The organism is Rhodococcus sp. 14C212, from assembly GCF_011058195.1.
In the GTDB taxonomy this organism is placed as follows: Bacteria; Actinomycetota; Actinomycetes; order Mycobacteriales; family Mycobacteriaceae; genus Rhodococcus; species Rhodococcus aetherivorans.
Genome location: NZ_JAALEH010000008.1, coordinates 1 through 15,118, shown reverse-complemented (window position 1 = coordinate 15,118; position 15,118 = coordinate 1). Strand labels below are relative to the sequence as shown.

Genomic DNA, 15,118 nt, shown 5'->3' with positions numbered 1-15,118 from the left:
TCAGCTCGGTCAGCGCGACGGCCCACCGACCCTCCCGCAAGGCCTGTTCCCCGCGGAGGCGCACTGCATCCACACGTCGATTGTCCGCCGCCGTGACCTGTGCCGATACCGCAATTTCGTCTCCGGCTCGCTGGTTTGCTACAGTTTGCGAGCGGTTCCGAACGGAACCCGCGGGGCTGTGGCGCAGTTGGTAGCGCGCTTCGTTCGCATCGAAGAGGTCAGGGGTTCGATTCCCCTCAGCTCCACCACCGAAGGGCGTCTCCCGGACAGGGAGGCGCCCTTCGGCGTCGACGCCGTGCCGCCGATTGCCGGCCGAACCGGCCCGCGGTCGGGGAGACTGTGTGACATGGAACACAGAATGAGTGACGACGAACTGCGGCGCGCTATTCGAGTGCTCCGCGAACGTGCCGACAGCGCCCGCAGCGAGGGACGCGAGGCCGACGCCGACGGCATCGAGGAGACGATCCGCAAGTACCAGGAGGAGATGGCCCAGCGCCTCTGACTCACCCCGCGGACGCGAGGACGAGCGCTCCTTGCACCGTGGCGCCTGCGCGGCGCCGCGGCGGATCGCGCCGCGCTAAGGTGACCCGCACACGACGAATCGGGGGCGGAGATGGCGATCAAGGACCTGCGGGGCAGGAAATTCCTCGTGACCGGGGCGGCCAGCGGCATCGGCCGGGCGCTGGCCCTGGCCGCCGCCGCGGAGGGTGCCGAACTGGTGCTCACCGACCTCGCCGCCGACGGTCTCGAGGACACGGTGCGGACGGTGCGCGAATGCGGCGGCTCGGTGTTGCACGCCGCCGCCCTCGACATCTCCGACTACGACGCGGTCACCGCCTTCGCCGCCGACGTCCACGACCGCGCCGGCGCCCTCGACGTGGTCGCCAACGTCGCGGGAACGTCGGTGTGGGGCACGGTCGACGCCCTCGAGCACCGCCACTGGAAGCAGATGGTCGACGTCAACCTGATGGGCCCGATCCACGTCATCGAGAACTTCGTGCCGCCCATGATCGAGGCCGGCCGCGGCGGCCATCTCGTCAACGTCTCCTCCGCGGCGGGCCTGCTGGCCCTGCCGTGGCACGCGGCGTACAGCGCGAGCAAGTTCGGCCTGCGGGGGGTCTCCGAGGTGCTGCGCTTCGACCTGCACCGGCACCGCATCGGGGTCTCGCTCGTCGTGCCCGGCGCCGTGCGTACCCCGCTGGTGAACTCCGTGCAGATCGTCGGCGTGGACCGCGACCATCCGGCCGCCCGAAAGCTCACCGCGCGGTTCGAGCGGCATGCCGCGTCGCCGGAGAAGGTCGCCGGGTGCATCCTCGCCGGGATCCGGAAGAACCGTTTCCTGGTGTACACGTCGTTCGACGTGCGCTTCGGTTACTGGTGGGCCCGCAAGTTCGCACCTCCGTACAACGTGGTGATGCAGTTCGCCAACAACTACTTCTCGCGCACGCTCGAGGCGGTGCGTACCCGCCGGTGACGCTCAGGCGGGCGTCTTGTCGAGGGCGAACACGCGCAACCGTGTTCCCGCCCGCAGCGCCTCCCGATCGTGCGTGACCAGCACGACGGCGACGTCGCGTTCGCGCGCCATCCGTTCGAGCAGCTCGACGATCTCCCGGCTGCGGTCGGCATCCAGCGCCGACGTCGGCTCGTCGACCAGCAGGACCGCCGGATCGTTGACGAGGCTCCGGGCGATCGCGACCCGCTGCCGCTGCCCGCCGGAGAGCTGGTGTGGGCGGCGGTCGGCCTGCTGCGTCAGACCCACCGCGGCGAGCAGGTCGCGGGCGCGGGCCCGGTCGAGCCGGCGCCCGCTCAGGTGCGCGATCAGCGAGAGCTGTTCGGTGGCGGTCAGCGAGGGCAGCAGATTCGCCTGCTGGAACACGAATCCGATCCGCTCGCGCCGCAGCCGCGTGCGCGCCGCCGCGTCGAGGCCCGCGGTGTCCACGCCGTCGAGGACGACCCGGCCGGAGTCGGGCACGGTGAGCAGTCCCGCGACGGCGAGCAGGCTCGACTTGCCGGATCCGGACGGACCGGTGACGGCGACCGTCTCGCCGGGCCCGGCGTGGAAGTCCAGGCCGTCGAGGACGCGCAGCGTGGCGTCGCCGTCGGGATAGGTGAGGACGATGTCGGTGAGCCGCACGCTCATGGTGGTGCCTTTCTCGAACGGGTCGGTGTCTCGAAGAGCTCAGTGGGCCGCGGCGAGCGCGGTGAGCGGGTCGACGGAGCCGATGCGCGCGACGGCCGCCGCGGCCCCGAGGAGGCCGACCCCGACCAGCGCCACGAACGGCAGCACGGTCGTGGCCGCGCTCAGCGTGAACGGCACCACGGTGGCTGCGGCCGCTCCCGCGGCCGTCGCGGCGACGGTGCCCAGCCCGGTGCCGAGCACGAGCACTACCGCGGCCTGTCCGAGGGCGTCGCGCAGCAGGTAGGAGGTGGAGGCGCCGACCGCCCGCAGCACCGCGATGTCCCGGCCGCGCTGGACCGTCCACACCGTGAAGAACGCACCCACCACGAGGGCGCCGACGACGAGCAGCATGCCCTGCATCAGCAGCAGCGACCCGCGTTCGGAGGTGTACGAGCCGATGGTGTTCAGGGTCGCGGACGTGTCGAGGACGCCCGTGCCGGTCGCGGCCGCGGCGGCGGCCGCGTCGAACCCGGGGCCGGTCCGCAGCGCGATCACCGTCCCGTCGGCGCCGGCCGTCGCGGGGAGCTCGCGCCAGGTGCCGAGGTCGAGCCACACTACGGGCTGATGGCTGTAGTAGGAGTCCTCGACGAGAGCGGTGACGGTGACCTCCCGCCCGCCGACGGTCAGCACGGTGCCCGGCGACCAGCCGTTGTCGGCGGCGAGTTGCGCGTCGACCGCCGCCGTCGCCGGGCGCAGGGCCGCCGGTGCCGCGAAGGAGCCGGGAGCGACCCCGAACAGTGCCGCCATCACCTCCCGCCCGTCCGCCCCGAGGCGTCCGGGAGCGACGCCGAGCACGGTGGCGTCGGTGACGCCGGGTTGCGCGGCGAGGGCGGTGCGCTGCGCGTCCGTGACGGTGGACTCGCCGAACGACAGGTCGGACGGATCGGTGCCACCGCCGTCGAGGGCGAAGTGCTCGGCGGCGATGCCGCGGATGGCGGCGATCGACTGGTTGCCCAGGCCCGCGGTGAGGCCGGAGAGCATGACGACGAGAAACGAGATCAGGACGAGCACCGCCGACATGACGGCGAAGCGCCCCGTGGCGAAGCGCAGATCGCGCAGTGCGAGGAACATGAGTTCCACGGTGCCCGGTGCGGCGATGCCGGCGCATCGCTCGGTGGATGGGTTCGCGGATCAATCGAAAGGGGGAGGCGGCGGCGTGCGCGGCGGTGTTAGCGTCGGTGAAATGCAGACCGCCCGACAGCACCGTCCCGAGGGGACGGTCCCGGTGCTGCGTGCGATGCAGCTGGGCCAGCATGCGCTGTTCGTACTGCTGCTGCTCGTCGGGGTGCTGCGCGGCGGCGGCAGCCCGGGAGTGCTGGTCCTCGCGGGCGCCGAATTCGCCTGGTACGTCTCGGGGCTGTGGTTCGCCCGGCGCGGGTCCCGCGGCGGGATCTGGCTGGCGGTGCTGCTGGCCGGCTGGCTGGCGCTGGTGGTGCTCGCACCGGATTTCGTGTGGCTCGCCTTCGCGCTGTTCTTCCTGTGCTTCCACCTGCTGCCCACGATCGCCGCGTTCGCCGCGACGGCGGCTCTGACCGCGGTCGCGATCGCCGCGAGCCTGGGGCACGGCACGGAAAACGCCACGGCCGCCGTCGTCGGCCCGTTGTTCGGGGCGCTCGTCGCGTCCGGCACGGCCCTGATCTACCGGCAGCTCGTGCGCGACGCCGAGCAGCGCGACGCGCTGCTCGCCGAGCTCACCGAGGCACACCGCGAACTGCTCGACGCCCAGGACGAGCTGGTGCGGCTGCAGCGGGAGACCGGTGCCACTGCCGAGCGGGCCCGGCTGGCCCGCGACATCCACGACACCCTCGCACAGGGCTTCTCGTCGATCCTGCTGCTCGCCCGCGCCGGGCTGCGGGCCGGCGACGACACCGCGGCGCTGCTCGGCCGGATCGAGGAGACGGCGCGGCGCAACCTCGTCGAGGCCCGCCGGGTCGTCGACAAGCTGCGTCCGTCCGATCTCGACGATGCACCGCTCGCGGCGGCCCTCGGCCGCATCCTGCACCGGCTGCGCGCCGACACCGGCATCGACGCCGAACTGCGCGTGGACGGCGAACCGCTGCCGCTGCCGACGGGATTCGACGTCGCGCTGCTGCGGGTGGCGCAGAGCGCGCTGGCGAACGTCCGGCTGCACGCCCAGGCCCGCCGCGTGCGGGTCACACTCGCCTACACCCCGGACGAGGTCCGGCTCGACGTCGTCGACGACGGCGTCGGATTCGACGTCCGCGACGCGGGCTCGGGCGGTGGGTTCGGGCTCACCGCCATGCGGGAGCGGCTCGCCGAACTGGGCGGCACGGTGTTCCTCGAGTCGGCGCCGGGCGACGGAACCGCCGTGGCCGCAACGCTTCCCGTGCGGGTGCTGCCGTGATCCGGGTACTGCTCGTCGACGACCATCCCGTCGTGCGGGCGGGTCTGCGCGCCCTGCTCGCGTCGGAGCCCGGGCTCGAGGTGGTGGCCGAGGCTGCGTCCGGTCAGGAGGCCGTCGCGCAGAACGCGGCACACCGCCCGGACGTGGTGCTGATGGACCTGCGGCTCGGACCCGGGATGGACGGAGCGAAGGCGACGGCCGAACTGGCCTCCGCGCCGGATCCGCCGAAGGTGCTGGTGCTGACCACCTACGACACCGACTCCGACATCCTGCGGGCGGTCGAGGCGGGGGCGGCCGGATATCTGCTCAAGGACGCCGACCCGGCCGTGCTCGTCGACGCGGTGGCCCGGGCCGCGCGGGGCGAAACCGTGCTGGATCCCGGTGTGGCGCAACGCCTCTACCGCAGCATGCAGACACCGCGGGTGGAGCTGAGCGCCCGCGAGATCGACGTGCTCGGCGCGGTGGCGCGGGGGCTCTCCAACCGGGCCGTCGCCAAGGAGCTGTTCGTGAGCGAGGCCACCGTCAAGTCGCATCTGGTGCATGCCTTCTCGAAGCTGGGCGTGGACTCGCGCACCGCGGCGGTCGCGGCGGCGCGCGAGCGCGGCCTGCTGTGAGGGGATCATCCGTCGCGTCGCAGCCGGGCGTGCAGGTGGTGGGTGAGCGGGGTCTGCGCGTGCGCCATCCACAGGTCGTAGGACAGCTCGTCGCCGTCGAGGACGAACCGCCGCCGCAGCTCGTGCACCGGCTTGGCGTGGGGGGAGCGCTCGAGGTGGACGGTGGTGAAGTCGAGGACGCCGTGGGTGAGCCGCGAGCGCTGGATCTCGACGAACCCGGTCGGCTGGGAGACGAGCAGCTCCACCTCGTGATCGGCGAGACGGAGGTATCCGTTCTCGGTGTGCATCGGCTGACCGGTGCCCGGGTTCTTCGTGCGGCTGACGTACATCAGGAACGGCTTGCCCGGGGTGGGGGTGAACTCGATGGTCTCGTCGTAGGTGAAGTCCTCGATGGTGGGGTAGTGGCCTTCACCGCCGCCCACCCAGCGGCCGGCGAAGGCGGCGAGATCACCGAGCGGGCCGATGTCGGTCATATGAGTCTCCTCGGTCGTCGGGCACCGTCGATCCTGCCACCGCCGGGAGGGCGCCCGGCGGGCTTCGCGGAGTTTCGGCGCGCCGCGCGGCGGCCCGCGGCATTACGGTCTAATCCATGAACGCTCAGCTGGGTGTGGATTCCGAGGTGGGGTCGCTGAGGGCGGTGCTGATGCATCGCCCGGGTGCGGAGCTCGAACGCCTGACTCCCCGCAACAACGACCAGCTGCTGTTCGACGCGCTGCCTTGGGTGGCGCGGGCGCAGGAGGAACACGACGCGTTCGTCGGCCTGCTGCGCGGGCGGGGGGTGGAGGTGCTGCTCCTGTCGGACCTGCTCACCGAGACCCTCGAGGTCAGCGGGGCCGCCCGCGTCCAGGGGGTGTCGTCCGCGGTGGATCCGCGCCGGCTCGGGCACGGGCTGGCGCAGGAACTCGCCGCCCACCTGCGCGCGATGTCCGCCGCGGACCTCACCCGCGTCCTCGTCGCGGGCATGACGTTCGACGAACTTCCGGCCGCGGGCCTCGGGGCCGCGCCGTCGCTGGTGCGGTTGATGCATCACGGAGCCGACTTCGTGATCGAGCCGCTGCCGAACCTGCTGTTCACCCGCGACTCGTCGTTCTGGATCGGCCCGCGTGTCGCGATCCCCACCCTGGCGCTGCCGGTCCGGCGCCGGGAGGCCTCGATCACCGATCTGATCTATGCGTTCCACCCGCGGTTCCTGGGGGTGCGCCGCGCCTACGAATCGCACACGGCGCCGGTCGAAGGCGGCGACGTGCTGCTGCTCGCCCCGGGAGTCGTGGCCGTGGGCGTGGGGGAGCGCACGACGCCGGCGGGTGCGGAAGCGTTGGCGCGCAGCGTCTTCGAGGACGGTCTCGCGCACACCGTGCTGGCGGTGCCCATCACGCAGCAGCGGGCCTCGATGCATCTGGACACCGTGTGCACCATGGTGGACGTCGACGCCGTGGTGATGTACCCCGCGGTGCGGGAGACGTTGCAGGCCTTCACGCTTCGCCGGGAAAACGGCGACGTCCGGATCAGCGGGCCACGCGGGTTCCTCGAAGCGGCCGCCGACGCGATGGGCATCGAGAAGCTCCGCGTCATCGACACCGGCCTCGACCCGGTCGTCGCCGAACGTGAACAGTGGGACGACGGCAACAACACCCTCGCCCTCGCGCCCGGCGTGGTGGTCGCCTACGAACGCAACATCGAGACCAACACCCGCCTCGAGGACGCGGGCATCGAGGTACTGCGCATCGCCGGGTCCGAACTGGGCTCCGGGCGCGGCGGGCCGCGCTGCATGTCCTGCCCGCTCGCCCGCGGCTGACCGACGCGGGCGGTGCGGGCGAGCGGCCGGCGCCTAGAGGATCTCGTGCACCTTCTCCACCGGGCGGGCGAGGACGGTGCCCTTGTCGGTGACCACGATCGGCCGCTCGATGAGGATCGGGTGCTCCACCATCGCGTCGAGCAACTCGTCCTCGGAGGCGTCCGTCAGGTTCAGCTCCGCGAACAGTGCCTCCTTCCGCCGGATCGCCTGGCTCGGCACGAGTCCGGCGTCGTCGAGCAGCTTGCGCAGCCCGTCGCGCGACGGCGGGGTCTCGAGGTACTTGACGACGGTCGGCTCGAGGCCCGCCTCCTGCAGCACCTTCAGGGTGTTGCGGGACGTGCTGCACCGGGGGTTGTGGTAGATCGTCGCGGTCGTTGCCATGGCCACATTCTGCCGTGCCGGACCCGCTCCGGTTGAGTGCGGCACGGCCGGTCTTCTACCATCGTCCGGCGTCGGCGAGGGACAGGAGAGGTGTCGTGCTGAAGGGGTTCCGGGATTTTCTGCTGCGTGGAAACGTGGTCGAGCTCGCCGTCGCGGTGGTCGTCGGCGCCGCGTTCACGGCGATCGTCACCGCGTTCACCAGTCACATTGTCAACCCGCTCGTCGCGTCGGTGGGCGGCGCCAACGAGTACGGCTGGGGATTCCAGATCACGTCGAGCCCGGAGACGTTCGTCAACATCGGTGCCGTGGTGTCGGCGGTGATCAACTTCCTGCTCATCGCCGCGGTCGTCTACTTCGTGCTGATCCTGCCGGTGAACACCGCCAAGGCCCGGTTCGCGCCCAAGGAGGAGGGCGACAAGCCGCTGAGCGAGACCGACCTGCTGATCCAGATCCGCGACCTGCTCGAGACCGGCAGCTACACCCGCGCCGCGGACGCCGACGAGGACAAGGCGCGAGTCTGAGGCGGCCCCGCGGCGCATTCGGGGACGGTCCGCCCGCACTGTTAGCCTCGACGCACCACCTGCCCACCTGAGGACGTCCCGATGCTCGACATCGTCATCGACCCCGACTCGCCGGTCCCGCCGTACGAGCAGCTGCGCCAGCGGATCGTCACGATGGTGCGCCGCGACGAGCTGATCGCCGGCACCAAGCTTCCCACCGTCCGCGGGCTGGCCGAACACCTCGGCATCGCCCCGAACACCGTGGCCAAGACCTACCGGGAGCTCGAGCAGCTCGGCATCATCGAGACGCGGGGCCGAGCGGGCACGTTCGTCGCCGAGTCCGGTGACCCCACCCGCACGCTCGCCCAGCGCGCCGCCACCGGTTACGTCCGCGAACTGCGCACCCTCGGCATGTCCGACGACGAGGCGCTCGAATTCGTCGTCGCGGCGCTGCGGGGCGCGTGAGTCGTCCGACTCCCCGCCGGGGCGGTGACGGTTGCGCTCCGCAGGGAAGTGGACGAGGTTTACATCATGGGCCTTCCGGACGAACCGACGGATCCGCACGACGCTCCGCATGGCCGGCTCGTTTCGGTCCGCCCGGGCGGGCTGCGCCGACGGATCGCGCCGGTGATCGATCCGGCCGTGTTCGTCCCGACGGCCCTGATCGTGGTGTCGATCGTCGTCTGGGGACTGCTGGCACCGGACAATTTCGCCGCCGTGACGGGGGTGGTGCTGGACTGGCTGGTGGTCAACCTGGGATGGCTGTTCGTGCTCACCGCGTCGGGTTTCGTGGTCTTCTCGATCTGGCTGGCCCTGAGCCGGTTCGGACGGATCCCGCTCGGCAAGGACGACGAGGTGCCGGAGTTCCGCACCGTCAGCTGGATCGCCATGATGTTCAGCGCCGGTATGGGCATCGGCCTGATGTTCTTCGGTGTCGCCGAGCCCCTGGCCCATTTCGTGACACCGCCGCCGGGCACAGCCGGGGGCGTGGGACCGGCGATGGCGACGACGATGTTCCACTGGAGCCTGCACCCGTGGTCGATCTATGCCGTGGTGGGTCTGGCCATCGCCTACGGCACCTACCGCAAGGGGCGTAAGCAGCTGATCAGTTCCGCCTTCCTGCCGCTGCTCGGCCGCCGCGCCGAGGGACCCGTCGGGAAGGTCATCGACATCCTCGCCCTGTTCGCCACGCTGTTCGGCACCGCCGCGTCGCTCGGCCTCGGGGCCCTGCAGATCGGGTCCGGCTTCGCGGTGACCGGTTGGCTCGAGGAGACGGGGGTGCTGCTGCTGGTGGCGATCATCGCGCTGCTCACGGCAGCCTTCGTCGCCTCCGCGGTGTCCGGGGTGGCTCGTGGCATCCAGTGGCTGTCCAACATCAACATGGTGCTCGCGCTCGCGCTTGCCGCGTTCGTCTTCGTGGTCGGCCCCACCGTGCTGATCCTGAATCTCGTACCCACCACCCTCGGCGCCTATGCCGCCGATCTGGCCCGCATGTCCGCTCGTACCGCGGCGTCGAGCCCCGAGGTCGCCGAGTGGCTCTCCGCGTGGACCGTCTTCTACTGGGCATGGTGGATCTCGTGGACGCCGTTCGTCGGGATGTTCCTGGCCCGCATCAGCCGTGGCCGCACGGTCCGCCAGTTCGTCGTAGGGGTCATCGTCGTTCCCAGCACGGTGAGCCTGGTGTGGTTCGCGGTATTCGGTGGTGCGGCCATCGGCGAGCAGCGCGACGGCCTCGGCCTGGCCGACGTCGGCACGACCGAGGCGCAGTTGTTCGGCATGCTCGACAATCTGCCGCTGTTCACGATCTCGGCCGCCGTCGTGATGGTGCTCGTGGCCATCTTCTTCGTCTCGGGGGCCGACGCCGCATCGATCGTGATGGGCACCCTGTCCCAGCGCGGCACGCTCACCCCGCACCGTCGGGTCGTGGTGTTCTGGGGCGTGCTCACCGGCGGCGTCGCCGCCCTGCTCCTGTGGACGGGCGGTGCCGATGCCCTCACCGCCTTGCAGACCATGACGATCATCGCGGCGGCGCCGTTCGTGCTCGTCATGGTGGGTTTGTGCGTGTCCTTGTACCGCGACCTGTCGCGGGACCCACTGGTGTCCCCACGCGGTCGGCGGTTGCTGCGGCGCGCCGAGTACCGGTCCCCGGCGCGGCGCGGAGAAGAACGGACGTCGAATGAGTAGTGCCGTGCCGGCGCGGATCGCGTTCGCGGTCGAGGCCATGGACCCGCAGCCGGGCAGCGACGTGCTCGAGATCGGCTGCGGTGGGGGTGTCGCCCTCACGCTCGTGTGCGAGCGGCTGCGCCGCCGAGGCCGTGTCGTCGGGGTGGACCGCTCGGCCACGCAGATCGATCGGGCTCGTCGCCACAACCGGGACGGACTCGACGCCGGGCTCGCCGAACTGCGCGTCGGCGAGTTCCCCGGCGTCGACCTGCCGGGATCGTTCGACCTGGTCTTCGCCGTCAACGTCCCCGGTTTCCGCAGCGACGACCCGGTCGCGCCGAAGGCCGTCGCGTCGCTGCTGCGACCCGCCGGCGAGTTGTGGGTGTTCGACGAACCGCCGCCCGGCCTCGCCCTCGGACCGGTGTCGATGCGGATCAGCGCGCTGCTCTCGCGCTGCGGCTACGCGATCGTCGACATCGTCGAGCGCGACCGGACCGTCGGCGTGCGGGCCGCGCCGGCGGACGTCACCGCCAGCTCGGCAGCCACAGCTGCTGCTGCCACGTCTCCACGGTGATCGGTGCTGCGGTGAGGATCGGCCACAGCCACACGAAGTTCGCCACCACCAGGCCGACGTAGAGGCACACGACCAGCAGGCCGGTCGAGCGTCGCTCGGCCGAGGCCCGCCGCGAGCCGAGGACGCCGCCGAGCACCAGCGCCAGCCCCATGACCAGGAAGGGCGCGAGCGGGACCGCGTAGAAGTAGTACATCTGCCGGTCGAGGGTCGCGAACCACGGCAGCAACGTCGCCGCGTAACCGGTGAGCACCGCGGCCCACCGCCAGTCCCGCCGCACCAGCAGCTGCCACCCACCCCACGCGAGCATCGGCAGCGCCGGCCACCACATCGCAGGGGTGCCCACCAGCATGACTGCCTTGACGCACTGCTCGCCGCCGCACCCACGGATCTGCTCGCCGTCGGCGAAGTAGTACAGCATCGGACGCAACCCCATCGGCCACGTCCACGGCTTGGACTCCCAGGGATGCAGGTTGCCGGCCGAGTTCGTCAGCCCCGAGTGGAACTCGAGCACGGAGGCGCTGTAGTACCACAGCGACCGCAGGGCGTCCGGCACGAATGTGAACGCCCCGTCCGTGCCGATCTGACGACCCACCGCGTGCCGGTACACCCCGGTCTCGCCGGCGAACCACGCCCAGAACGTCGCCAGGTACACCCCGATCGGCACCACCACCAGCGCGTACAGCGCCGGACCGACGTCGCGCAGGCCGGTCCCGAGCCACGGCCGTCGCACGCCGTAGGCCCGGCGGGCGGCGACATCGAACGCCACCGACATCAACCCGAAGAACGCGATCAGATACAGCCCCGACCACTTGGTGCCCACCGCCAGACCCAGCAGCACACCGGCCCCGAACCGCCACCACCGCACGCCCAGCCGGGGACCCCACACCGTGTCCGCGATGCGTCCCTCGGCGTGCACGCGCGCCATGCGTTCCCGCACCTCGTCCCGGTCGACGATCAGGCACCCGAATGCGGCGACCGCGAACAGCGCCAGGAAGATGTCCAGCATCCCGAGGCGCGACGAGACGAACGTGACGCCGTCGGCGATCAGCAGGATCCCCGCCAGGCCGCCGAGCAGGGTCGAGCGGGTCAGCCGTCGCACGATCCGCACCACCAGCAGGACCAGCAGCGTCCCGGCGACGGCGGCGGAGAACCGCCACCCCCACCCGTTGTACCCGAACAGCGCCTCGCCGAGCGCGATGAGCTGCTTGCCCACCGGCGGGTGCACGACGAGGCCGTAACCGGGGTTGTCCTCGATCCCGCCGCCGGTGAGCACCTGCCAGCCCTGCGGGACGTAGTGCTTCTCGTCGAACACCGGCGTCTTCGCGTCGGTGGGGTAGTGCAGCATCGTGAACCGGGTGATCGCCGCGATCGCGGTGACGAACAGTGTCACCACCCAGCCCCGGCCGCGGTCGACCGGACCGAAATCCGGTGCGGGCACTGTCGGGCCCGGGCTGTTCATCCGGCGGCGGTCCGATGCCTCGGCGGGGCGCTCGTCCGTCACGGTCACGTCCCGATCGTAGGCTGAGACGCATGCAGGCAGACAATTCGGGACAGGGCCGGCTCGTGCTCGCCGCCACCCCCATGGGCGACGTCGGCGACGCTTCGAAACGGCTCTGCGACGCGCTCGGCAGCGCCGACGTCGTCGCGGCCGAGGACACCCGTCGCACCAGGGCGCTCGCCGCCGCGCTGGGGGTCACCGTCACCGGACGGGTGGTCAGCTTCTACGACCAGGTGGAGGTCGCCCGGACGCCGGCGTTGGTCGCCGACGTCGAGGCCGGCAAGACGGTGCTGCTGGTCACCGATGCCGGCATGCCGTCCGTCAGCGACCCCGGCTACCGCCTGGTGTCGGCGTGCGTCGCGGCCGGGCTGCCCGTCACGTGCCTGCCCGGCCCGTCCGCGGTGACCACCGCACTCGCGCTGTCCGCGCTGCCGGTCGAGCGGTTCTGCTTCGAAGGCTTCCCACCACGCAAGGCCGGCGCCCGTCGCGCCTGGCTGCTGACCCTCGCCGCCGAGCCGCGCGCGGTGGTGTTCTTCGAGGCCCCGCATCGCCTCGCCGCGTGCCTCGCCGACGCCGTCGACGTGCTCGGCGGGCAGCGGCGCGCCGCGGTGTGCCGGGAGCTGACCAAGACCTACGAGGAGGTGCGCCGCGGCACGCTCGCCGAGCTGGCGCAGTGGGCGGCCGACGGTGCGCGCGGCGAGATCACCGTCGTGCTCGAGGGCGCGTCGGCGCAGGTCGCGGAACCGGCCGAGCTGGTCGACGCGGTGGAACGGCTGGTGGCGGACGGAGTACGGCTGAAGGACGCGTGTGCGCAGGTGGCGACGTCCGGGGTGTCCAAACGCGAGTTGTACGACGCGGTACTGGCTGCGCGGCAGGACGAGCCGTCGTCGTAGACTCTGCCCCTTACCGCGCAGCAGGAGGTACGGATGGAGTCGGTGAACGAATTCCTCGTCGAGGTCGCGTCGGTGGTATGGGGGCCGTATTTGCTCATACCGCTGCTGCTGGGCACCGGCGTGATCCTGACGGTGCGGCTGCGGGGCGTGCAGTTCCGCAAGCTGTGGCCGGCCCTGCGGCTCGGGCTGATCATCCGCAAGGACCCGGACGCCACCGAGGGTGACATCTCCCAGTACCAGGCGCTGACGACCGCGCTGGCCGCCACCGTGGGCGTCGGCAACATCGCCGGTGTCGCCACTGCCATCTACTTCGGCGGCCCGGGCGCCCTGTTCTGGATGTGGGTCACCGGTCTCGTCGGCATGGCCAGCAAGTACTCGGAGGCGTTCCTCGGCGTCAAGTACCGCGTCACCGACGCCAAGGGCGAGCAGTCCGGCGGCCCGCAGTACTACCTGGCCCGCGCCATCCCCAACAAGTTCGGCCTGGTGCTGAGCCTGATGTTCGCGGTGTTCGCCGTGCTCGCGAGCTTCGGCATCGGCAACATGACGCAGGCCAACACCGTCGCCACCCAGATGGAGTCCACCTTCGGGGTGCCCACCTGGTTGTCCGGCATCGTCATGACGGTGCTCGCTGCCGCGGTGCTGCTCGGCGGCATCAAGTCCATCGGCAAGGTCACCGCCGGGTTCGTGCCCGCGATGATCCTGCTGTACGTCGGCGCCGGGATCATCGTCCTCGCGGTCAACGTCACCGACATCCCGCAGGCGTTCGCCCTGGTGTTCTCCGACGCGTTCACCGGAACCGCCGCGACCGGCGGCTTCATCGGCTCGGTGTTCATGATCGCCCTGCGCTACGGCGTGGCCCGCGGCATCTTCTCCAACGAGTCCGGCATGGGCAGCGCCGCTATTGCCGCCGCCGCGGCGCAGACCACCCATCCGGTGCGGCAGGGCCTCGTGTCGATGACCCAGACGTTCATCGACACGATCATCGTCGTGACCTTCACGGGCATGGTCATCATCACCACCGGAGCCTGGACGTCCGGCGAGCAGGGCGCGGCGATGACCTCGCTCGCCTTCTCGGACGGCCTCGGCGGCGACTGGGGCAGCTGGATCGTCACGATCTCCGTGGTGTTCTTCGCCTTCTCGACGATTCTCGGGTGGTCGTACTACGGCGACCGCTGCGTCGAACGTCTCGTCGGCCGGGGCGGCGTCCTCCCGTACCGGGCGATCTTCGTGCTCGTCGTCTACGTCGGCGCCACCACCGAGCTCGAGGTGGTGTGGAACTTCTCCGATGTGATGAACGGGCTGATGGCACTGCCCAACCTGATCGGCCTGCTCGTCCTCTCGGGACTCATCGCCCGTGAGACGAAGGAGTACCTCGCCCGCGATCCGTACCTGCTCGGCGAGAAGAACAGCAGAACGCCGACCCGGTAGGCGCGGCCGGCCGCCGCTACGGTGCGGCCGAGGAGAGCGCGACGATCAGCAGCACGGCGACGGCCACGATCAGGGCCGCGACCAACGTGGGTGGAACGCCGTTGACGATCCGGTCGACGAGCTTGTACACGGTCCCTCGGTTCGGGTCGCGCGCTGCCTTCCCTCCGCATCGGGCGGAACCACCCCTCGTCGGGTTCCGGCCGGTGCGGAGGTGCAGCGCGTCGCGGGGTCTTCCCGCTCGGGAACCACTCTGTCGGGTGTGTCCGGGGCGACCAACCGGTTCGTGTGCCGCTCGCGATATCATCCCAGGTCAGGACTGGTGAGGAATTTTTCCGCAGCGGACGATCCGGGCCCGCGAGGGGTGCGGAGCAGGGAGGATGCGGGATGGAACCGGCGGACGGGCGAACCGAGGCGGAGCCGCGGCAGGTGTTCGCCGACCACCTCCGGATTCTGTTCGCGGCGGCGGGACGTCCCGCACTCAAGAAGGTCTCCTCCGAGGCATCGGCCGTCGCCCGCGCCGTGGGCAGCGATCGCACCGTGTCCGTGCAGCGGCTCAGCGACTGGCGATCCGGCACCCGGGTGCCCGCCGCCTTCGAGGCGATCCGTCCGGTCCTGGTCGTCCTGATCCGCTCCGCCCGGGCCCTGCACCCCCAGCCGCCGGCGCCCGGCCTCTACTCGATGAGGCAGTGGGAACGGTGGTGGGAACTCGCGCGGGGACCGGGCGGAGC

At 71.2% G+C, this 15,118-nt stretch carries 17 protein-coding genes and 1 tRNA gene; 13 read left to right on the top strand and 5 right to left on the bottom strand.

Features of this window, described 5'->3' with window-relative positions; translation table 11 throughout:
• The first annotated feature begins 172 nt into the window (after nucleotides 1-172).
• From G6038_RS06060 to G6038_RS06050, 3 genes are all read left to right on the top strand, one after another.
• A tRNA-Ala gene (locus G6038_RS06060) sits at nucleotides 173-248 on the top strand.
• Nucleotides 249-358: 110 nt separating this feature from the next.
• Nucleotides 359-502 carry a hypothetical protein gene (locus G6038_RS06055; RefSeq protein WP_006944955.1) on the top strand — a complete coding sequence of 48 codons (144 nt, stop codon included), beginning with the start codon at nucleotides 359-361 and terminating at the stop codon, nucleotides 500-502.
• Nucleotides 503-613: 111 nt separating this feature from the next.
• Nucleotides 614-1,474: an SDR family oxidoreductase gene (locus G6038_RS06050; RefSeq protein WP_165036582.1), complete on the top strand. Its 861-nt coding sequence runs from the start codon at nucleotides 614-616 to the stop codon at nucleotides 1,472-1,474.
• 3 nt (nucleotides 1,475-1,477) lie between these two features.
• Here G6038_RS06050 and G6038_RS06045 read toward each other — a convergent pair whose 3' ends face one another.
• Together G6038_RS06045 and G6038_RS06040 are read right to left on the bottom strand one after the other, a co-directional pair.
• Nucleotides 1,478-2,140 (bottom strand): ABC transporter ATP-binding protein, encoded by a 663-nt coding sequence (locus G6038_RS06045; RefSeq protein WP_165036580.1) that lies wholly within the window; start codon nucleotides 2,138-2,140, stop codon nucleotides 1,478-1,480.
• 39 nt (nucleotides 2,141-2,179) lie between these two features.
• Nucleotides 2,180-3,250, bottom strand: a complete 1,071-nt coding sequence (locus tag G6038_RS06040; protein WP_165036578.1) for an ABC transporter permease — start codon at nucleotides 3,248-3,250, stop codon at nucleotides 2,180-2,182.
• Nucleotides 3,251-3,362: 112 nt separating this feature from the next.
• Between G6038_RS06040 and G6038_RS06035 the strand changes: the two genes are divergently transcribed.
• Complete coding sequence (locus G6038_RS06035; protein WP_206024338.1) at nucleotides 3,363-4,544, top strand: sensor histidine kinase; 1,182 nt, start codon at nucleotides 3,363-3,365, stop codon at nucleotides 4,542-4,544.
• Complete coding sequence (locus G6038_RS06030; RefSeq protein WP_165036576.1) at nucleotides 4,541-5,158, top strand: response regulator transcription factor; 618 nt, start codon at nucleotides 4,541-4,543, stop codon at nucleotides 5,156-5,158. The genes G6038_RS06035 and G6038_RS06030 overlap by 4 nt, the downstream gene beginning before the upstream one ends.
• A gap of 5 nt (nucleotides 5,159-5,163) precedes the next feature.
• On the opposite strand, the gene G6038_RS06025 is transcribed toward G6038_RS06030, so the two are convergent.
• Nucleotides 5,164-5,631, bottom strand: a complete 468-nt coding sequence (locus tag G6038_RS06025; protein WP_165036574.1) for an FABP family protein — start codon at nucleotides 5,629-5,631, stop codon at nucleotides 5,164-5,166.
• A 116-nt stretch (nucleotides 5,632-5,747) separates the two neighbouring features.
• Between G6038_RS06025 and G6038_RS06020 the strand changes: the two genes are divergently transcribed.
• On the top strand, nucleotides 5,748-6,953 hold the full coding sequence (locus G6038_RS06020) for an arginine deiminase (protein WP_165036573.1): 1,206 nt from the start codon (nucleotides 5,748-5,750) through the stop codon (nucleotides 6,951-6,953).
• 33 nt (nucleotides 6,954-6,986) lie between these two features.
• Here G6038_RS06020 and arsC read toward each other — a convergent pair whose 3' ends face one another.
• Entirely contained in the window at nucleotides 6,987-7,334 is a 348-nt protein-coding gene (arsC, locus tag G6038_RS06015; protein ID WP_165036571.1) for an arsenate reductase (glutaredoxin), read from the bottom strand.
• 95 nt (nucleotides 7,335-7,429) lie between these two features.
• Between arsC and mscL the strand changes: the two genes are divergently transcribed.
• The 4 genes from mscL to G6038_RS05995 all read left to right on the top strand — a co-directional run bounded on the left by mscL (nucleotide 7,430) and on the right by G6038_RS05995 (nucleotide 10,571).
• Nucleotides 7,430-7,855, top strand: coding sequence for a large conductance mechanosensitive channel protein MscL (mscL, locus tag G6038_RS06010; RefSeq protein ID WP_165036569.1), 426 nt, complete (start codon nucleotides 7,430-7,432; stop codon nucleotides 7,853-7,855).
• An 81-nt stretch (nucleotides 7,856-7,936) separates the two neighbouring features.
• On the top strand, nucleotides 7,937-8,299 hold the full coding sequence (locus tag G6038_RS06005; protein WP_165036567.1) for a GntR family transcriptional regulator: 363 nt from the start codon (nucleotides 7,937-7,939) through the stop codon (nucleotides 8,297-8,299).
• Between the two features lie 66 nt (nucleotides 8,300-8,365).
• Nucleotides 8,366-10,018 carry a BCCT family transporter gene (locus G6038_RS06000; protein WP_165036565.1) on the top strand — a complete coding sequence of 551 codons (1,653 nt, stop codon included), beginning with the start codon at nucleotides 8,366-8,368 and terminating at the stop codon, nucleotides 10,016-10,018.
• The gene (locus G6038_RS05995) at nucleotides 10,011-10,571 is read left to right on the top strand and encodes a methyltransferase domain-containing protein (protein ID WP_206024337.1); all 561 of its coding nucleotides are present in this window, start codon (nucleotides 10,011-10,013) and stop codon (nucleotides 10,569-10,571) included. Before G6038_RS06000 ends, G6038_RS05995 begins: the two co-directional genes overlap by 8 nt.
• Here the strand turns inward: G6038_RS05995 and G6038_RS05990 are convergent.
• Nucleotides 10,522-12,030, bottom strand: a complete 1,509-nt coding sequence (locus tag G6038_RS05990) for a phospholipid carrier-dependent glycosyltransferase (RefSeq protein ID WP_206024346.1) — start codon at nucleotides 12,028-12,030, stop codon at nucleotides 10,522-10,524. The two genes, G6038_RS05995 and G6038_RS05990, sit on opposite strands and share 50 nt — an antisense overlap.
• 71 nt (nucleotides 12,031-12,101) lie before the next feature.
• Between G6038_RS05990 and rsmI the strand changes: the two genes are divergently transcribed.
• The 3 genes from rsmI to G6038_RS05975 all read left to right on the top strand — a co-directional run.
• On the top strand, nucleotides 12,102-12,962 hold the full coding sequence (gene rsmI, locus G6038_RS05985) for a 16S rRNA (cytidine(1402)-2'-O)-methyltransferase (protein ID WP_165036555.1): 861 nt from the start codon (nucleotides 12,102-12,104) through the stop codon (nucleotides 12,960-12,962).
• A gap of 33 nt (nucleotides 12,963-12,995) precedes the next feature.
• Entirely contained in the window at nucleotides 12,996-14,390 is a 1,395-nt protein-coding gene (locus G6038_RS05980; RefSeq protein ID WP_165036553.1) for a sodium:alanine symporter family protein, read from the top strand.
• A 384-nt stretch (nucleotides 14,391-14,774) separates the two neighbouring features.
• Nucleotides 14,775-15,118 (top strand): hypothetical protein (locus G6038_RS05975; RefSeq protein WP_165036551.1); only part of this gene is annotated, 344 nt, incomplete at its 3' end.

Coding starts and splice junctions, on each gene's coding strand:
- G6038_RS06055 (WP_006944955.1), top strand. CDS start 359: ATGAGTGACGACGAACTGCGGCGCGCTATTCGAGTGCTCCGCGAACGT.
- G6038_RS06050 (WP_165036582.1), top strand. CDS start 614: ATGGCGATCAAGGACCTGCGGGGCAGGAAATTCCTCGTGACCGGGGCG.
- G6038_RS06045 (WP_165036580.1), bottom strand. CDS start 2,140: ATGAGCGTGCGGCTCACCGACATCGTCCTCACCTATCCCGACGGCGAC.
- G6038_RS06040 (WP_165036578.1), bottom strand. CDS start 3,250: ATGTTCCTCGCACTGCGCGATCTGCGCTTCGCCACGGGGCGCTTCGCC.
- G6038_RS06035 (WP_206024338.1), top strand. CDS start 3,363: ATGCAGACCGCCCGACAGCACCGTCCCGAGGGGACGGTCCCGGTGCTG.
- G6038_RS06025 (WP_165036574.1), bottom strand. CDS start 5,631: ATGACCGACATCGGCCCGCTCGGTGATCTCGCCGCCTTCGCCGGCCGC.
- G6038_RS06020 (WP_165036573.1), top strand. CDS start 5,748: ATGAACGCTCAGCTGGGTGTGGATTCCGAGGTGGGGTCGCTGAGGGCG.
- arsC (WP_165036571.1), bottom strand. CDS start 7,334: ATGGCAACGACCGCGACGATCTACCACAACCCCCGGTGCAGCACGTCC.
- G6038_RS06005 (WP_165036567.1), top strand. CDS start 7,937: ATGCTCGACATCGTCATCGACCCCGACTCGCCGGTCCCGCCGTACGAG.
- G6038_RS06000 (WP_165036565.1), top strand. CDS start 8,366: ATGGGCCTTCCGGACGAACCGACGGATCCGCACGACGCTCCGCATGGC.
- G6038_RS05995 (WP_206024337.1), top strand. CDS start 10,011: ATGAGTAGTGCCGTGCCGGCGCGGATCGCGTTCGCGGTCGAGGCCATG.
- G6038_RS05990 (WP_206024346.1), bottom strand. CDS start 12,030: ATGAACAGCCCGGGCCCGACAGTGCCCGCACCGGATTTCGGTCCGGTC.
- rsmI (WP_165036555.1), top strand. CDS start 12,102: ATGCAGGCAGACAATTCGGGACAGGGCCGGCTCGTGCTCGCCGCCACC.
- G6038_RS05980 (WP_165036553.1), top strand. CDS start 12,996: ATGGAGTCGGTGAACGAATTCCTCGTCGAGGTCGCGTCGGTGGTATGG.